The sequence below is a fragment of the Bifidobacterium hapali genome, from assembly GCF_002259755.1.
Lineage (GTDB): Bacteria > Actinomycetota > Actinomycetes > Actinomycetales > Bifidobacteriaceae > Bifidobacterium > Bifidobacterium hapali.
Window position 1 is genome coordinate 86,577 of sequence record NZ_MWWY01000026.1, and the last position, 18,216, is coordinate 104,792.

An 18,216-nucleotide genomic window follows, 5' to 3' on the forward strand; every position below is an offset into this window, starting at 1 on the left:
GCCCATAAGACGGCGGTGCTATAGTGGTTGACATAGTGTCAACGCTGATAGATGATGATCGGGAGGTTCGACGATGAACAATACAGCGCAATCACAAAACCCTGCGACGCACGAAACGCTCGTGACGCCCGCAACGCCGTCGATCGCACCCACACTCCAAACCGCACCCGCCACCAAACCAACCCACGTCAAAGACCTCCCCACCGCCAAAATCTGGGCCTTCGCAACCGGCCAATTCGGCTGGGCTCTCTTAAGCGGTATCATCTCCAACTGGCTCGTCTACTTCTACCAACCCGACGCCGAAACCATCGCGCAAGGCCAAACCGTCTTCATTCCGCAAGGTCTCGCCATCCTAGGAATCGTCACTGTCGTCGGCGGCATCACCGCATTCGCTCGCTTCTTCGACGCGTTCGTCGACCCAGCTGTCGCAAGCCTGTCAGATCGCAGCCAATCCCCGCGCGGCCGCCGCATCCCCTTCCTCCAGCTCGCAGCCCTCCCACTCGCCGCCGTCACAGTCCTCGTATTCTGGAGTCCGGTCAACACCACCAGCTGGATGAACGCCGCGTTCCTCTTCGTCACCGTGATCGGCTATTACATTGCCCTCACGTTCTACTGCACGCCATACAACGCGCTCATCGCCGAACTCGGCCACGATTCAAAACAGCAGCTCACCATCTCCACCACTATCTCGTTCACGTTCATCGCCGGCACTGCAGTCGCCTACGTCGCGCCGGTGATCTGGGGCGGTTTCGTGCCCGCCTTCGGCCGAGTCAACGCAATCCGCCTCACGTTCACGATCCTTGCGGCCGTCGCGCTCGTGTGCATGCTCGTACCTGCGCTCGCGATCAACGAACGCGAGTATGTCGACTCGAAACCGACTGGCGAAGACACGCTCACCTCGCTCAAGGAGACGTTCCGCGACCGCGAGTTCGTGAAGTTCGTCAGCTCCGACATCGTGTACTGGGTGGCGATCACCATGTTCCAAACCGGCTTGCCGTTCTTCGTAACGAGCCTGCTGAAACTGCCCGAAACGAGCACGACGATCTACTTCGTGCTCATGACGGGCGTGTCGGTGCTGTGCTATCTGCCGGTGAATATTTTCGCGGGTCGCGTTGGTAAGAAACGGCTGATGTTGATTGGATTCGTGATTTTCACCTGTGCGTATGCGTTCGCGTCGCTGCTCGGTTCGGGCGTACTCGGCGCGATTCCGGCGATGGCGCAAGGCGTGATCTTGTCGGTTGCGTGCGCGGTTCCGATGGCGATTTTCGGTATTCTGCCGCAGGCTGTGGTGGCGAATATTGCGGGCGCGAGTTCAAAGTCGACTGGCGAGGACCGGCAAGGCATGTTCTATGCGGCACGCACGTTTGCAATGAAAATGGGGCAGAGCTTGTCGATGCTGCTGTTCACTGGGTTGAGCACGATTGGCGCGGGTTCCGGCGCCGGATACCGTGCGGCGGCGGTGTGCGCGGCGATGTTGTGTGGTATCGGCGGCGTGATTTTCGCGTTCTACGACGAGCGCAAAGTACTGTCCGTGCTGGAAGGCTGATCGCGCGCGTGGGGTGTGGCTTTGTACGGTCGTTCGCTGTGTCTGATTCGACTCGTGATACCCCCTTGTTGGGCTGATGCTGTCCAGAAACGAGCGTAACTGCGCGCAATTACCAAGGGTGCGCGCACTTACGCTCGTTTTTTCGCCCTAAATCAAGCGTAACTGCGCGCAGGTCCCGTTATTGCGCGCACTTACGCTTGAAAATTGGGCTGGCTGGGACTGTTGGCGCTTGCCGAGTGAGCATGGAAGGCTGTCGTGACCGTGCCGAAGTGCGGTCGGCGTGCGATTGGCGTATGACTGGCATATGGCCAACATGCAGCCGATGTGCGATTGATGCAGGACTCTGGTATGTGGTTGGCATATGTCCGGAACGCGGCCGCCCTGCGGTTGGCGTATGACTGGCGAGTGGCCGGATGGATGTACGTGGCGCGTGGCGGCGATGCAGTATGACGGACGCTCGGCTGCGGCATGCGATCGGCGTGTCGCGGCGGTCCGCCGCAACGCATGATCACGATGTGTATCGCATAGTGAGATATACGGCGCGTCGATCACCGGCTATAAATGGCGATTTTCTGCGCAATTCTACGCCACCACAGCAGCACTACCGCAAATGTTACAAAAAATCAAGACTGTATTTTCCTGAGGTTTCCTCGTAGCGTTATGTCGCGGTAGGGCCAAGTGCCCATATCGCAATCGAGAGGAAGCGTTGGGATGTCGAATCGTGCCATGATGCGTTGCGCCGTCATGCGGACGTTTGCCGGTGAAGTGGGTGCGGACGTGCGCGGCGTGAGTCGTTCGTCGGCGAGAACGATCATCGTCAAGATGATGGTTGCGGCGACGGCACTTATCGCTGCGTCGGTGACCATGCTGTCCCTTGCGATCGCCCCGATCACGAGCGGCACGAATGCCACGACAAGCGACACCATCATCCTCACCTCGCACATCGCGCGCGCCGACGACACCACTTCGTCCGCAACCGATTACGATACGTGGACCGCCGTCGCCAAAGCCATCGACAGCCAACTGCAGGACGGTCTCAAGGAATACACGTCCGGCAATACCGCAGGCTCAACGTCCGCGTTCATGGCCGCGTACAACTCGATTTACGTCGCGTCCAATCTCACTGCAGTCGTGCGCGACTCGGTAAACGCAGACAAGCAAACCGCACAACAGCAGGCTTTTCAGGATATTCAGAACCTGTCGTACACGGCTGGTAACGACGATCAGCTCAAACAAAAAGTCACGGATCTCGTCAACGATCTCAACGCCACCGCGCAACAGCTCGACGCGAATACGCAAGTCGCGAACCCGAAGCAGTACGCGGCCGACCTGCAAGCGCAGATCGCCAAGGAACGCAAAGAACTCGACGCCAAGAAAAAGAAGAATCCGGGCAAAGGCAATCGTTCGTGGACCGACGTGGCCAACGAAATGACCCCGATTCTCGACAACGCGTACAAGGCGTACGCTGCGGGCGACGGCGCGAAAGGCGCGACGCTCGTCAACAACGCGTACTACCAGTACTACGAAAAGCTCGGTTTTGAGAAGAACGTGATGAACGCGATCAGCGGTAGCCGCGTCTCTGAAGTCGAGTATCAGTTCAAGATGTGCCGTAAGTCGATGAACACTGGCGCGTCGCTCAAGGATACGAAGAAGCTCGTCGACGATCTTAAGGCCATGCTGGTCAAGGATGCAGGCATCCTCGACGGCGGCGCGGCCGATAAGGAAGGCGGCTTCACTAAGTTCATCACGAGTTCGGTCGGTCAGGCGTTTCTGATTTTGATTCGTGAGGGCCTTGAGGCGCTGCTCGTGGTCGCCGCTGTGATCGCGTACCTCGTGAAGTCCGGCAACAAGCGGTTCACCAAGTGGATTTACGTGGGCGTGCTCGCCGGTCTGGCTGGCTCGGGCATTATCGCGGTGATTTTCGGCCTGATGTTCGGCGGTTCCGGCCCGCAGCAAGAGATCATGGAGGGCGTGTGCGCGCTCATCGCCATGGGCATGCTGCTGTGGACGAGTAACTGGATGCTCAACAAGAGCTCGGTTGAAGCGTGGAATCGTTACATTCGCACGAAGACCGAGGCTGCGGTTGCGTCTGTGTCGTCGCAGGTTGAGTCCGGCGATCGCGTTGCGTTCAGTACCGTGATTTCGCTTGCGATGCTGAGTTTCCTCGCGGTGTTCCGTGAGGGCGCCGAAACGGTGATCTTCTACGAGTCGATTTATTCGATGAGTCAGGATTCGCGCGGCATGTGGATCGGTGGTCTTGCGGCTGCGGTGGTGCTTGTGATCGTGTTCCTGATTATTCGTTTCACGTCGGTGAAGATTCCGATTGGACCGTTCTTCCTCGTCACGTCGATTCTGATGTCGGTGCTCGTGGTCGTCTTTGCAGGCGGCGGCGTGCATGCGCTGATCGAAGGCGACGCACTGCCGGCCATCTATCTGCAAGGTGTGCCGACGAACGATTGGCTCGGTTTCTACCCGTACGTGGAGTGCATCGTGGCGCAGGTGATCGCGGCCATCGCAGTGATCGTGCTGTTCGTAGTTGGTTTCGCCAAGCAGCGCAAGGCTAAGGCTGCGCTGGCTGCGGGCGGTACACAGCCCGCAGCGACCGCTGGTACGACGGCTGACGCACAGTCCGCCGCGACTAAGTAACCCAAGTCAATCCAAGTCATTACAGATTTTCCCCTATATTTTCAACCCCATAAGTCAAAGGAAGAGAAAATGATGAAGAACAAGAAACTCGCCGCTGTGCTCGGCGTGCTGCTCGCTGGCTCGATGGCCTTCTCGCTGGCCGCTTGCGGCTCGACCACCGCGTCGAACAACGGTTCAAGCGACACCAAGTCGGACACCTCCTCGCAGACTGACGACTCCAGCTCGTCCGATAACTCCAGCTCGTCCGACGCTGGCGCTGGCTTTGAGGAAGTCCCGGTCGGCCCGTCCGGCACCGCTGAAGAGCAGGATCAGGAAGCCGGCCCGCTGACTGTTGGCGCTGTGTACTTCCAGCCGATCGATATGGAGCCGGCTTCGATGGGCCTCAAGGCTGCGGACGCGAGCTTCCACCTCGAAGCTGATATCCACGCCAACGAGAAGGGCACCGAACTCGGCTACGGTAAGGGCGACTTCATCCCGGACCTGACCGTGAACTACACGATTATCGACAAGTCCACCGGCAAGGAAGTCGAGGGCGGCACCGCCACTTCCGGTACGTTCATGCAGATGAACGCGTCCGACGGCCCGCACTACGGTGCAAACGTCAAGCTCGACAAGGCCGGCACCTACCAGCTGAAGCTGTCGATCGAATCCCCGGCCAAGAAGGGCTGGATGCTGCACGTCGACCCGGAGACCGGCGTCAAGGGCCACTTCTGGACCGAGCCGATCGAAGTCACCTTCGACAACTGGGATTACACGCCTCGCCAGTGGTAATGAAAACCGAAGGTTTTCGTTACCACGACGGAATGGCCGAGCCGTGAAGAAAACAGTCCAGTGGACTGTTTTTAGGCGAGGGCGAGCGATAGCGAGCCAGCAACAACGCGTTCGCGATAGCGAATGTCCGAATACTGGCGACGAAATCGTTGATCCCATTATGCTATAAGCAGCAAATCGCTCCCTTCCCTCAGAGGGGAGCTTTTGCTGTTTTATGCGAAGAGAGTCGGCTCAGTTCAGCAATTAAGGACCTGCAAGGCGCAATGAAAGGACGCGAATGCTTGAACAATTCGTGGCGGTGATGCCGGGCACGCTTGCCCCGGCGTTACTCGTGATGGGCCTGAGCGTAATGCTTACGGTCGGCGAAGGCCGTGACAAGCCAATCAGCGCGCATTGGCGACTGATCGGCCTCATCGTCGGCATCGTCGCAGCGCTCGTGTTCGCGACCCTACGCGCCGCCGCCGTCATCAATCAGCGCACATTTATCAACTATCCAGTCCTGTGCGTCGCGGTTGTCGTCGACGTACTCGCCATTGCGGCCGTCATCGCCGCGCGATACATCACCGCGAACTGGCAACGTCACGCAATCTGGATGCACGTTGCGAACGCGATCGCCGCGCTCGACATTGCGCTCACGCTGTTCTACGCACTGCCTGACGTGATTTTGCAGCTGACGATCTGGGTCGAACCGGACGCGCCGGTGTTCACATCTGACATGTTGCTGCGCGCGCTCGGTTTTGCGCTGGGACTGGCGATGTCGATTATCGTCGCCGCGATTTTCCGCACGATGCGATCGACTGCGGTGCGAGTATCGTTTACGATCGCGGTCGTCGTAATGATGGCGATCCTGTTCGTGCAGCATCTGACCGGTCTCATGCAGATTCTGCAGGCGCGCGGATTTCCGATGAATCACACCGAGTTCGTACTGCTCGCGTGGTCGATTAATCATAATCGGCCGATGATCATCGCGCAGTCGCTCGCGTTCCTGATTCCGGCCGTCGCGTCGGTCGTAGCAGGATTCCGCATGCCGATGACCGGTACGAACGAGGCGATCGGGCGCAAGCATAAGGCGTTCCGTCGTCGCGCGATCGCATCGGCTGCGTGGAGTCTCGTCGCGATGATCGGCGTAACCGTAACGCTTACGGTCGGCGTGGCTGCGACTGAACGAACGATTACGTTGTCGCCGCCGGAAGAGTACTCACTTAAGGACGGCGTTGCGACGATTCCGTTCACTCAAGTTGAGGATGGTCACCTGCATCGCTTTGAATACAAGGCGAAAGACGGCACGGTGATGCGGTTCATCATCATCAAGAAGAACGGCGGCGCGTATGGTATCGGCTTGGATGCGTGCGATAACTGCGGCGACGCCGGCTACTACGAAAAGGACGGCAAGATCATCTGCAAGAAGTGCGAGGTTGCGATCAACTTGGCGACCATCGGCTTCAAGGGTGGTTGTAACCCGGTCCCGTTCCCGTACAAGACCGGCAACGGCCAGATCACTATCCAAACCGCCGATCTGGACGCCCTCAGCGCCCACTTCCAGTAAGACGAGAGAGCGGGAGGTACTGTCATGTTCTTTCTGCGTATGATCGCGCGGTCATTTACGCGCCAGTTGCGGCGTCGTCTGCTGATCGCGCTCACCGTGTGCCTGTCGGCCACGGTCAGCGTGTCCATGCTCGGCGTCGTGTTCGATGTCGGCGACAAACTCAACGCCGAACTGTCCACCTACGGCTCGAACATCGTCGTACAGCCGAAGGCCGACGCAGTCGTCTCCGACCTCTACAACACCACTGGTACTGCGAGTTCAGCCGCCGCACAATCCGACCCGACGTCGTTCCTGCACGAGTCGGACGCGGTCAAAATCAAAACGATTTTCTGGGCGTTCAACATCACCAACTTCGCGCCGCAATTGAACATTCATGCCGAAGTCAACGGTACGAACGCGCCGCTCGTCGGCACATGGTTCAACAAGGAATTGAAACTGCCGTCCGGCGAAACGACTGTGGTCGGCGTCGACGGCATGCGCTCGTGGTGGAAGCTTGAAGGCGCGTGGCCGAAAGACGACACCGATCAAGGCATCGTCGGCACCACACTTGCGCAACAGCTCGGCGTCACAGTCGGCGACACGGTTACGCTGAACAAAACCACGGCGTCTGGTCGCAAGACAACGCAAGCTATCAAGATCACAGGCATCTACGATTCCGGCGACGACGAAAACGGTTCGCTGTACCTGTCAAGTTCGGTTGCGCAGGTGCTCGCCGATCTGCCTGATTCGGTCGACAAAATCGAGGTCAAGGCGCTGACCACGCCGGAAAATGATCTCGCCCGTAAGGCCGCGCAGAATCCGGCAGCGCTGAGCCAAGACGACTGGGAAACGTGGTATTGCACCGCGTATCCGAGTTCGATCGCGTACCAGATCGAGGAAGTCATTCCGGGCGCGGTGGCCAAGCAGGTGCGTCAGGTCGCCGCGTTGCAGGGTAACGTGCTGCAGAAAACGCAGGCCGTGATGATTGTGATGACCGTGCTGAGTTTGATCGCGGCGGCCGTGGCCGTGGCGAATCTGATGGTCGCCTCGATCGGCGAGCGGTCGGCCGAACTGGCGTTGCTCAAGGCGATCGGTGCGACGGATGGTGCGGTGTCGCGTTTGATGATGGCTGAGACGGCGGCGATTGCGCTGCTCGGCGCGATTGTCGGCGCGGTGCTCGGTTCGGGCGTGGCGCAGATTATCGGGCAAGTGGTGTTCGGTTCGGGCATTACGATGCGGCCGATGGTGTTCGTGCTCGTATTCGTGCTGCTCGCGTTGACGGTTTTGGTTGCGTCTGCGTCGTCGATTCGCTCGATTTTGAGCCTGCGTCCGGCGGAGGTGCTGCATGGTCGGTGATGCTATGGTTCGTGGATTCGCGGCGAAAGGAGTGGTGAGATGACGAATACGGGGATGTTTTTCCGCATGCTGTTCAGCGCGGTGTTCCGGCGGCGCTCGCGTGCGGCGATGGCGGTTGTTGCGTCGCTCGTCGGCGCGGCTACGCTGTTCTGTCTGGCGATGATCTGCATCGCTGTGCCGCAGCAGATGAACGAGGAAATGCGCGCGTACGGTGCGAATCTGATCGTCACTCCGACCTCGTCTACGACGACTGGCGGCTCGTCTGACGACAGCGCTGCTGCCAAAGCTGGCATTGATGCAGCAATGGTCGAGCATACGAGTGAGATGGTCTCCGCGAAAGGCTCCGAAAAGCACGCGACTTACCGCTATGAGAACGTTCGCGTGAACGCTGCTCCGTATGTGATGGCCGGAGTGAACGCGAGCGAAGTGGAAAATCTCAACCATCACTGGGTGATTGACGGCTCGTGGCCGTCCGATGGCAAGGTGCTCGTCGGCCGAGACGTGGCTGACGCGATCGGGCTGAAAGTCGGTTCCGGCATCACGATCGGCTATCGCGCGTCTGATAACTCCGCTACTTCCTCGGCCCCCTCGGCTGAGGGGGCTGGCTCGGCGAACGCCGAGACTGGGGGAGCGTCAGGAAGTTCCGCCTCGACTTCTAACGGAACAACTAGCACGCAGTCCTCCGGCCAACCCACGCAAGACGGCCGCGCGTCCAGCGACATCATGGACACGTCCGGTACCGAATTCCGCGTCGCCGGCATCGTCGACACCGGCGGCAGCGAAGACTCGATCATCTACGCAACCAACGCCGACGTCAACAAGCTCACCGGCGTCACGCGCGGCGTCGACGTCATCGAATACTCCGCCGGCGCGAGCGATCTCGATGCGCTGGTCGCCAGCATCAACGACATGACGTCCATGCACGTCAAAGCGCAGCAGGTCACCAAAATCACTGCATCCGACACGCGTATCATCACCATGCTGCAAACGTTGTTCTGGATCGTCTCGCTCGTCGTACTCGTGCTCACGCTCGTCGGCGTCGGCACCACGATCAGCTCGATCGTCTCGCAGCGACGCAACGAAATCGGCCTACGTAAGGCTCTCGGCGCAAGTTCGTCCGCGATCGGCGTCGAATTCTACGTCGAATCAGCCATGTACGGACTGCTCGGCGGCCTACTCGGCACCGCAATCGGCTACGGACTTGCGCAATGGCTGTGCGTGACCGTCTTCGAGCGTTCGATCAGTTTCAACTGGGCGCTCGGCGTCGCGTCTGTGCTGCTCGCGACTCTCGTTGCGGTCATCGCGTCCATTCCGCCCGTCCACCGTGCCACGCGCATTGACCCGGCTGTCGTGCTGCGCGAAGAATAGTTAGCTTGCTTGCTGCTGGAGACTTGAGTGAATCACAGGAGAAACATCATGGATATGCTGCTTGAACTCGACCATATCTCGAAAATTTACGGCGATCTGCATGCCGTTGACGACCTGAGTTTGACCGTGCCGGCAGGGCAGTGGCTGGCGATCGTCGGCTCGTCCGGTTCCGGTAAAACCACGCTGATGAACATGATCGGCTGCATGGATACGCCGTCGCGCGGGTCCGTGAAGTTGGAAGGGCACAAACTGGAGGATTTGAACGCCGGGCAGCTCGCCGACGTGCGCAAGAATCTCATTGGACTCGTGTTCCAGAAGTTTTATCTCGTACCGCATCTGACGGCTGTGGAAAACGTGATGGTTGCGCAGTATTACCACTCGGTCGTTGACGAAAAGCAGGCGTTGGAGGCTTTGGATCGGGTTGGTTTGAAGGATCGCGCGCATCACTTGCCGAGCCAGCTGTCCGGCGGCGAACAACAGCGCGTATGTATTGCGCGTGCGTTGATCAACGATCCGAAACTGATTCTCGCCGACGAGCCGACCGGTAACCTGGACGAGAAGAACGAGAAGATCGTGCTCGATTTGTTCCGTCAACTGCACGAGCAGGGGACGACGATTATTGTCGTGACGCATGATGCGCTCGTGGCGAGTTGCGCCGAGCGTGAGATTATGCTCAACCACGGTGTGCTCGTGGGGGAGAAGTGGAATGATGAGAGCGCGCGGGCAGCATATGAGGCGGCTGGCGGGCGACCGGCGTCTACGGGTGCGGCTGTTGAGGGCGCGCAAACCGGTGAAACCGCGATCGGGTTCGCTGACCCCACCAAAGCCGCCAAAACCGGCGGTGAGGAGTGAATGCGCGCTCCCTTAGCAGGGCATAATGGAGGCATGATGAGTGACGCGAATGTAATGACGAAATCGGTGGTGGTTGCGGCGGCTGGACTGGTTGTCGCAGGCGCGGTGCTTGCCGGATGCGGCGAGCCGAAAGCCACGCCGATGAACGACGAATACTCGGGCAATTCTGGCGAAACCCAGCAATCGCAGGAGCAGCAGTCGCAGTCTGGTGACTCCGGTTCGTCGTCAAGCAGCGGTGGGGCTGGGGTCGGCAGTCGTGATACCGGCACTAAGTCCGATAAAAAAGACACCGGCAACTATGCTGATGGCACGTATTCGGTCAACGGTCAGTATGGTCCGATTGGTGAAGACACGATTGACGTGCACGTTACGGTCAAAGATCAGAACGTGGAAAAAGTCGAGATTATCGGTCACCCGTTTACGAGTATTTCCAAGCAGCATCAAACCGATTTTGCCGAAGCGATCAACGGTGTGGTCGATGGTAAACCGCTTAAGGACCTCAAGGTCGACACGGTTGCCGGTGCCAGCTGGACCACCGACGCGTTCAACGCCGCCCTCGAAGTTGCCCGCCAAGAAGCCTCCATCCAATAACCCTTAAAACCGCCCCCGGTCCTTCCATGATGCGGTGATTTACCCATGATGCGGTAAACCTTCCATGATGCAGTTAAGCAAAATGGCTTAATTCCGCCGTTTTTGTGTGTAAGGTCATTTTTGGTTTACCGCATCATGGGGAATTTACCGCATCATGGGGAATTTACCGCATCATGGGAGGTTTACCGCATCATGGGAGGGCGTCATGAGTGAAAACCACTTCACCCCACCAACGCAGGCCATAGGAGCGAGGTCATGCGCTCGGCCCAAGCGCTGGCTGCGGCGCCCGCATCATCGGGTGCGAGTGCTTTACACGCAAGCATCGAACCGAGCACCGAACCGAACAGGAATCGCGCATCAACATCCCGCCGAAACGCGCCAGCCGTCACGCCACGCGCCACGAACCCAGCAAACCGATCCATCGCCGGTTCAATCATCTGTCGGGCCATCCCGCGCAACAGTTCGTTACTTGTCGAGAGCACCACGCCCACGGCTTTCAAACCAATCTCGCCGTTAAAACTTGCCGCAATCCGCTCCAACATAAGTCGCACACCGTCGCGCGTCGGCGTAAGATCAGCGAAATCCGGCACACTCGCCGCTTCAATCTGCAAGTGATGCAGCAAATCGTCAGTGTTGCGATATCGCCGGTAAATCGTCGTTTTCGCTACGCCGGAGCGCCGCGACACCTCCTCGATCGTCGCTGCGCCAATCCCATCCGACATGAGAATATCCAGCGTTGCCTGCATGATCTTGCGGTCGGTCGCCTCGCGCATACGTGCGGCGCGCGGCGTCGGCATTGCGGTGGCCAGCATATCCGTCGTCATCAATCCTCCTCACTCCATATGCATGTCATAGCACGCGTGGCGGTTTTTGCTCGCTGAGGGGCGCTTAGCGAGTGTTTTCTGCCACGCACCGGCGCGCGTGGCGGTTTTTGCTCGCTGAGGGGCGTTCAGTGAGCGTTTTCTGCCACGCACTGATACGCGTGTCAGTGTGCTGCCACGCACCGGCGCGCTCACAGCAGCTTCGTGCTCTCCACTTGCGCCACATACCATCGGTTAAACCCAACCAAAGGCTTGCGTAGCAGCAGTCCGAGCAACAGCAGCGGCGGAACAAACAGCAACAACTTGCCCATCGCCAGCCAATAATCGTTCGCGTAGATGCCAGCGATCGCCGCGCGCACCATCGTCACCGAATGCGTAACCGGCAGCCACGGACTGAGCGCCGACACAAAATCAGGCAGAATCTGCAACGGATACGCCGCACCCGATCCACAAATCTGCACCACCAAATACAGCACGCCGATCGCCTTGCCCACGTTGCCGAAACTCACCACCATCGTATACGCGAACAGCGAGTACACGAGCGAACTCACCCAGCCGTCGAGCATAAACAGCAGCGGATGTACGGCTTGCACGCGCATGAACAGCAGCGTGCCGCCGCACGAGACGGTACTTTGCAGTAGCGCGATCGTTGCGAACACGCCGTAGTGACCGAGGTACAGCTGATGCGGGCGCGCAGGACGGCCGGTTTCGCGCTCGAGTTCGTCGCGCACACGCCGCGAAACGGACGTTTTGAGCGTGACCGCCATGAGCAGCGAGCCGACCCACAGCGGCAGGAACGTGTACAGCGGCGCGAGCGAACTGCCGAAGTTCGCAACCGGGAACATTGCGTGACGTTTGAGCGCGACCGGTGCGGCCAACGTTGCAGCTAGTGCGTCGGTGTCGCCGCCGAGCAGGTCGCGCACTTTCGACATGTCGCCGCTGTTGAGCGCGTCTTGCATCGCTTCGTTGAACTCGCTGAGTTTGTTTGCGGCGGCTGTCAGTTTGTCTGCCGTGTTGTTCAGCGTGGACTTGACGTCCGTGAGCTTGGTGTTCGCGTTGGCTGCGGTGTTGTCGAGATCGTCGATCGTGCTGTTCAGTGAGGATGAGCTGTTGTCGATCGTGGCGGCGACGGTCGTGAGCGATGTTGACAGTTCGTCAATTTTCGGCTTGAGTGAGTCGTTGAACTCCGATTTGACCGAGGTGACGCTGGACTGCGCTTGCGCGGCGAGATCCTTGATTTGCTGACGTTGCGACTGCGCTAACTCGTTTTTTGATTCGAGATCGCTGGCCGCAGTGTTGAGTGAGTCGCGCAGTGCAGTTTGCCGTGCGATGATGCGATCGAGTCCGTCCAGCAGCGCGGTTTGTGCGTCCGTACCGATGGTAGTGGACGGGTCGAGCGCGGCGACCGTGTCACGGATGGACTGGTATTTCGCGCGTTGATCGTCGACGTTCGACGCTTGCGCTCGCAACGATGCGACCATATCAGTGCTCGACTTGCTGGCGCTGGCGTACACGTCGTCGATGTTGGTTGACACTGCGTCAAAACTCGTTGCGCTCGCGGTGAGCGCGTCCGATAGTGTGCTGGAGGCTGAGTTGAGCGCGGTTGTGACATCGCTCGCACCGGACTTCGCCGACTCGGCCTGCTGCTTGGTGTTCTTAGCTTCGTCAGATGCGGTTTTGATCAACTTGACTGAACTCGACATCAGCGAGGACGCCGAATCGGTGAGCGTGCCGTAGGTTCGCAACGTTGCGGCCGTGTCGTCGAGCGTGGTCGCAACGTCGCCGATTTTCTGGTTGAACGAGCCGAGCATCTGCGTGGCTTGCGGATCGTCCAGCTGATCAATCAGTCCGGATGCGATCGACAATGCAGTGCTGGTGAGTGTTTGCGCAAACATCTGGTTGACTTGTGCGGCGACCTGATCGGCGCCCTGTCCAGTCACCTTCGGCGCAAGCGCGTTCGCTTTCTCGTTCGTGTAATACGTGAGCGTCGCGTGATTCACCGTATCGGACGTGAAAAACGTCATCATCTTCTCGGAAAAATCCTTCGGAATAATGACGGCCGCATAATACTCGCCGGATTTCGTGCCATCGATCGCATCGGCTTCGCTGGTAAACGTCCAGTCGAGCTGACTGTTCGCGCGCAGAGCGTTGACCACCGAATCGCCGACCTTGATCTTCACGGGGATGAGATCGCTGCTGTAACCCTCGTCAACGCTGGCGACCGCGAATTTGAGATTGCCGGTGTTGGCGAACGGGTCCCAGCTCGCGGCGATGTTGAACCACGAGAACAGGCCGGGGATCGTGACGAGGCCGATCACGAGGATAATCGAGACGATGTTGCTGGTGATGCGTTTGAGATCGCCGATGAACAGGCGGATGATCGTGCTCATTGCGCGTGCCTGCCTTCCTGCTGGTGGGGTTGCGTGGGTTGTGGCTGGTGTGGTTGGTGAGGTGACTGGGTGGGGATAGTGATGGGCGTGATGGGCGGAATAGCGAGGTCGACAGTGGGCAATTGCTGAGTGACTGCCTCGTCGGCTGTCTGCGTGGTAGGTTGCGGCGCAGATGCTGGTGTAGCAGCGATTACATGCGTCGCTTGAGCAGCTGTTGCCGTCTCGATCGGAGTGATATCGGCATGTGATTGTGCAGGATTTGTCTGTACGGCAGCCGTCGATATGCCTGTATTTGCTGGCGTCGCGGCCGATTGTATGGCCGATTGTGCGGCCGCCGCTGTCCTGCCATCACGCGCGTGACGCCGCCGCCTGCGACCGCCGCGACCGGCGACTAATACCGCGCGAATCGCATCGTCGCCGAGCGTACCGAGTCGAGTCTGCCGCTCGAAACTGTCGCGCATCAACTCGATCGTCATCAGGAATCCGATAATCAGCAGCAGCCAGATTATCCACGTCGCCAACGCGGCGAGCTTGACGCCAATCGCATCATTCGCGCCGGCAACCAATGACAACGTTATCGCGAGCACCGCTGGTACTGCGAGTCCGGCCACAAGCGCGCCCTGCTTGAGTCGCGGATATTGTGCCATAAACGCGGCCGCGCGACGTTCGACGCCTGTGCGGTACACGTCCTTGTCCGCCAGCATGCGGATCGCTTGAGCCATGCTAAATGGCCGATCCGGCAGCTGCACTTGCTCGCCGACGAACATGTCACCCTCGGCAAGCTGACGCGCAAACAGTCGGTTGAGATTCGTCAGCCAGGGCCGCACCGCGATGCCAATCGCAAACGAAACGCATGCGAACACGAACAGCATCGCAACGTTGCGTAACCATACGTTGCTGTAGAATCCGCCGATCGTCTCGCGGAACGCGCCGATCGAATACGTGAACGGGAAGAACGGGTACAGATCGCGGTAAAAACTGGGCATCATTTCGATCGGATACAGGCCGGACGCGCCCGGAATTTGCACGATAATCAGCGCCACGCACAAGCCCTTGCCGACGTGCATGAGCGTGGTTGATAGCATGTACATCACGCTTAAGTACGCGAGCGATGTGATCACGCCAGTGATGACAAACAACGGCACGTTCACCGTCTGTACGCCGATCACCAAGTCGCCGATCGTGGTGACGATTCCCTGCGCGGCGGCCGGTACCGCGAGCAGTAGGAAGCGGGCGACATAGCGTTCCGCGGCGGTTGGCGCGTCGTCAAGTCCTTCGTCGTCAACTTCGAGCCGGACGATCACCATCAACGCGAACGCGCCCACCCACAGCGCCATATTTGTGAATAGCGGCGCCATGCCGGAGCCGTACGTGGCAACCGGATACACGGTTTTCGTGTCGAGCACGGTGGGGGAGAGCATGAATTCGGAGATCGCGGACACGTTGAGTTTGCCGTCGGTGCCGAACAGGGAATTCAGTGCATTGGTTGATGCTAACGTTGTCAGATCGGTTGCGGTAGTGGTGAGTTTCGCATCGATGCGAGCGAGTCCGTTGTCGGTTTGCTTGAGTGCTTGCACCGTGCTGTTCGCCGCCTGATCGAGCTGATCGAGTACGTCGCGCGTTTGCGTGGCAAGCGTGGTCTGATCGCTGAGCGAGTCCGACAGCGTGCGCGCGGTACCGGATACCGAAGTCAGTCCGCTGTTGAGCTGCGGAATCGCGGTGGCGTTAAGATTCGTGCGCGCGGTTCCGAGCTGGCTGATCGTCGTCTGCGTGGCTGTGTTCATCGCGTCGGCGGACTGCTGCGTGCCGGTAATCAGTGAACCGGTGTCGGTATTGAGCGCAGTCAATCGATTGATCGAATCACCGAGCGCGGTATTGCGGGCCTCCAACTTGCTGATCAGGCTTGCGGTCACGTCAGTGGACGGCAACGACTTGAGCTGGGCGATGAGTTCCGCCGTCGTATCGTTAGCCTGCTTGGCGACGGTAAGCGCGTCGCCGACCGCCGCGTTTGCGCTCGTCATGCCGCCGGTGATCGTAGCGATGCCGGAATTGGCTTTCGCGCTCGCCTGCGACAGCAAGTTCGAGCCTTGATCGATCGCCGTGCCGGAGCTTGCGATGACATTGTTTGCCGTGGTTTGCGTGTCGGCGATAAGCGTTGCGGCCGAATTGAGTGCGCTACCTGCGTTCGCGGCGGCCAACGTGGCTTGGGTGACCGCGTCGCGAGCCTTGTCGGTTTTGTTAGGGATTTCGTTGAGTTCTGCGGTCAGATCGCTGATCGACTTGCGTGATTTTGCAATGGTTTGCTTCGACTCATTGAGCTGTTTGATCGCGGCTTGAGTTTTCTCGTCCGCGCGTGCCGACACCGTGTCGCCGGCCTTGTTGACCACGTCGGAAATCACTGTGCTGGCGGTCGATACGAACGCGTTATTGACCTGCGTATCAACGGTGGACGCGCCGGTATCAGTGATTTTCGGCGCGACGGCGTTCGCTTTTTCGTTGACGTAATACTCCAGCGTCGGACGATTCTTGCCGTCGGTGATCACGCCGGCCATATCTTCGCTGAACGTTTTCGGAATAACGATCGCAGCATAACTTTCGCCGGATTCCACGCGACTCAAGGCTTCGGACTTGCTGACGAACTGCCAGCCGAGATCATGGTTCGCCTTGAGCTGATCGACCAGCTGATCGCCGATGGCAAGGTGGCCGAGCAGAGCGTCGTCGGTGCCGGTGTCTTCGTTGGCGATGGCGACTTGGACGCCTTTGGTGTTGCTGTACGGGTCCCAGAATCCGACGATATTGAACCATGCGTACAGCGCGGGAATCACGGTAATGCCGATGATAATGACCCATGCGGTGGGTACGCGCAGCAGGCGCAGTGCGTCGCGGCGCAGGATCTTCAGCACATTGCTCATGGCGTCCTTTGGGTTGTTGGGTGGGTGGTGGTTGGGTAGGTTGGCTTGTGGCGGTGCGCGCGGTAGTCGTGCGGCTGGGCTGTACGGTCGCGCGTGTGGCTACAGGTGAGTGCGTGCAGTTGTGCAGTGGTTGCATGACTGCGGGTTATGCGGTCACGCGGCTGCGCTGGCAGTCGTATTGGCTATACAACCCGCCATGCGGTAGGTATGCAGCTGACCACGTGCGGTCGTGCGTGTCTGCGCTGCGCTGGACCGTGTAGCGGTTTCATTGCTGGCGCTGTATAACGCGCGTGGCTGTGCGTGCAACTGCTGTTGCAATAGCTGTGGGGCTTATGCAACGGCGGGTAACTTGGCAGTCGCCGTTTGTTGCCGGTGTCGCTACGGTTAGCGTAGCGCTACGCAATCCGTAGTATATGTGATCCTCGTGACGTCGTTCTTGGCTTGCTTGTTGGCTCCCTTTATCGAGATCACCGTTATATATGCCCACGTTCCTCAGCATCGAAGGGTAATGTGCTGTTGAATCAGAATTGATATTGATTCTTTCCTTGGTTCCCCTTGTCGGGACGTTGCCGTTAAGCAAACAGCAGAGCTGTTTGTAGGCAACGCGCTCGCCGACAGGTGAGTCAGTAATACGCGCGCGAAGTGCGTCCTTAATTGCAGAACCAGCTGTCGGCGAAGATGACTGAGGGATAGTCTGCGAGCATATGTCAAAGTTGGTTTAACAGGGCTAAAGGCAATGCTGCATATGCGAGATGGGAATGTGGTGTTGAGTACAGGCTAAGTGCAAACTGAGAGGCAGTTTTTTATGGTTGCATGGGTCTATTTGTAAAGTGAGAGGCAGTTGTCTTTGCTGTTACGCCTAATATGAGGGGTTTCGGGGGCGTGTTTTCCGTGTGTATGCAGGTGTGGCTGCCTCTCACTTTGCATATAGACTCGTGTAAGTTTTGAAATCTGCCTCTCAGTTTGCGAATTGTGATTGGCGGATGTGTGCATCGTTAACATTCAGGATTTGATGGGCGTATCTTTATCTCTCGGGATGTTGTGGCATGATATCGCGCAATTGTGCGTGGCGGTTTTCTCTCGCTGAGTGTTCGCTAGTGAGTAAAAACCGCCATTCCGTATAGTGCGTGGCGGAAAACGCTCGCTGAGGGGGCTGTCAGCGAGCAAAAACCGCCACGCGTTAGTTGGAGTGGCAGAAAACGCTCGCTGACGGTGCCCTCAGCGAGCGTTTTCCGCCACGCGGCACGCGCGGGAGCTGAGAACTGAGTGGCATTACAAGGACAGGACAGCCGGAAAACGAAAAAGGCTAGGAACCTTGTGATTCCTAGCCTTTGACCAGTAGCGGGGCATGGATTTGAACCATGGACCTCTGGGTTATGAGCCCAGCGAGCTACCGAGCTGCTCCACCCCGCGTCGGCTTGTCTGTAAGACAGCTCTA

11 protein-coding genes and 1 tRNA gene are annotated in these 18,216 nt (G+C 58.7%); 8 read left to right on the plus strand and 4 right to left on the minus strand.

The genetic code is table 11. The annotated features are described in order from the left end of the window. The first annotated feature begins 73 nt into the window (after positions 1 to 73). From BHAP_RS07285 to BHAP_RS07320, 8 genes are all read left to right on the plus strand, one after another. A complete protein-coding gene (locus BHAP_RS07285; RefSeq protein ID WP_094730073.1) occupies positions 74 to 1,546 on the plus strand; it encodes an MFS transporter in 1,473 nt (490 codons plus the stop codon). Positions 1,547 to 2,368: 822 nt separating this feature from the next. Next, positions 2,369 to 4,192, plus strand: a complete 1,824-nt coding sequence (locus BHAP_RS07290; protein ID WP_211279707.1) for an FTR1 family iron permease — start codon at positions 2,369 to 2,371, stop codon at positions 4,190 to 4,192. A 69-nt stretch (positions 4,193 to 4,261) separates the two neighbouring features. Next, positions 4,262 to 4,963 (plus strand): iron transporter, encoded by a 702-nt coding sequence (locus BHAP_RS07295; protein WP_094730074.1) that lies wholly within the window; start codon positions 4,262 to 4,264, stop codon positions 4,961 to 4,963. 277 nt (positions 4,964 to 5,240) lie between these two features. Then, positions 5,241 to 6,509: a Fe-S-containing protein gene (locus tag BHAP_RS07300; RefSeq protein ID WP_094730075.1), complete on the plus strand. Its 1,269-nt coding sequence runs from the start codon at positions 5,241 to 5,243 to the stop codon at positions 6,507 to 6,509. A 24-nt stretch (positions 6,510 to 6,533) separates the two neighbouring features. Then, on the plus strand, positions 6,534 to 7,844 hold the full coding sequence (locus BHAP_RS07305) for an ABC transporter permease (protein WP_094730076.1): 1,311 nt from the start codon (positions 6,534 to 6,536) through the stop codon (positions 7,842 to 7,844). 39 nt (positions 7,845 to 7,883) lie between these two features. Continuing rightward, positions 7,884 to 9,212 (plus strand): ABC transporter permease, encoded by a 1,329-nt coding sequence (locus BHAP_RS07310; RefSeq protein WP_094730077.1) that lies wholly within the window; start codon positions 7,884 to 7,886, stop codon positions 9,210 to 9,212. Between the two features lie 54 nt (positions 9,213 to 9,266). Next, a complete protein-coding gene (locus tag BHAP_RS07315) occupies positions 9,267 to 10,064 on the plus strand; it encodes an ABC transporter ATP-binding protein (RefSeq protein WP_094730109.1) in 798 nt (265 codons plus the stop codon). Between the two features lie 36 nt (positions 10,065 to 10,100). After that, complete coding sequence (locus BHAP_RS07320) at positions 10,101 to 10,655, plus strand: FMN-binding protein (RefSeq protein ID WP_094730078.1); 555 nt, start codon at positions 10,101 to 10,103, stop codon at positions 10,653 to 10,655. A gap of 221 nt (positions 10,656 to 10,876) precedes the next feature. Here the strand turns inward: BHAP_RS07320 and BHAP_RS07325 are convergent, their stop codons facing one another. The 4 genes from BHAP_RS07325 to BHAP_RS07340 form a co-directional block, all read right to left on the minus strand. Then, complete coding sequence (locus tag BHAP_RS07325) at positions 10,877 to 11,479, minus strand: TetR/AcrR family transcriptional regulator (RefSeq protein WP_094730079.1); 603 nt, start codon at positions 11,477 to 11,479, stop codon at positions 10,877 to 10,879. A 188-nt stretch (positions 11,480 to 11,667) separates the two neighbouring features. Beyond that, the gene (locus BHAP_RS07330; RefSeq protein WP_094730080.1) at positions 11,668 to 13,866 is read right to left on the minus strand and encodes a YhgE/Pip domain-containing protein; all 2,199 of its coding nucleotides are present in this window, start codon (positions 13,864 to 13,866) and stop codon (positions 11,668 to 11,670) included. Next, positions 13,863 to 16,778: a YhgE/Pip domain-containing protein gene (locus BHAP_RS07335; protein WP_094730081.1), complete on the minus strand. Its 2,916-nt coding sequence runs from the start codon at positions 16,776 to 16,778 to the stop codon at positions 13,863 to 13,865. The genes BHAP_RS07330 and BHAP_RS07335 overlap by 4 nt, the downstream gene beginning before the upstream one ends. A gap of 1,339 nt (positions 16,779 to 18,117) precedes the next feature. Next, positions 18,118 to 18,191: transfer RNA gene (locus tag BHAP_RS07340), tRNA-Met, on the minus strand. Positions 18,192 to 18,216: the final 25 nt, after the last annotated feature.

Excerpts from the sequence above, each read along its gene's own strand:
- BHAP_RS07330 (WP_094730080.1), bottom strand. The coding sequence starts at position 13,866 with ATGAGCACGATCATCCGCCTGTTCATCGGCGATCTCAAACGCATCACC.
- BHAP_RS07335 (WP_094730081.1), bottom strand. The coding sequence starts at position 16,778 with ATGAGCAATGTGCTGAAGATCCTGCGCCGCGACGCACTGCGCCTGCTG.
- BHAP_RS07320 (WP_094730078.1), top strand. The coding sequence starts at position 10,101 with ATGAGTGACGCGAATGTAATGACGAAATCGGTGGTGGTTGCGGCGGCT.
- BHAP_RS07300 (WP_094730075.1), top strand. The coding sequence starts at position 5,241 with ATGCTTGAACAATTCGTGGCGGTGATGCCGGGCACGCTTGCCCCGGCG.
- BHAP_RS07305 (WP_094730076.1), top strand. The coding sequence starts at position 6,534 with ATGTTCTTTCTGCGTATGATCGCGCGGTCATTTACGCGCCAGTTGCGG.
- BHAP_RS07325 (WP_094730079.1), bottom strand. The coding sequence starts at position 11,479 with ATGACGACGGATATGCTGGCCACCGCAATGCCGACGCCGCGCGCCGCA.
- BHAP_RS07295 (WP_094730074.1), top strand. The coding sequence starts at position 4,262 with ATGATGAAGAACAAGAAACTCGCCGCTGTGCTCGGCGTGCTGCTCGCT.
- BHAP_RS07310 (WP_094730077.1), top strand. The coding sequence starts at position 7,884 with ATGACGAATACGGGGATGTTTTTCCGCATGCTGTTCAGCGCGGTGTTC.
- BHAP_RS07285 (WP_094730073.1), top strand. The coding sequence starts at position 74 with ATGAACAATACAGCGCAATCACAAAACCCTGCGACGCACGAAACGCTC.
- BHAP_RS07290 (WP_211279707.1), top strand. The coding sequence starts at position 2,369 with ATGATGGTTGCGGCGACGGCACTTATCGCTGCGTCGGTGACCATGCTG.
- BHAP_RS07315 (WP_094730109.1), top strand. The coding sequence starts at position 9,267 with ATGCTGCTTGAACTCGACCATATCTCGAAAATTTACGGCGATCTGCAT.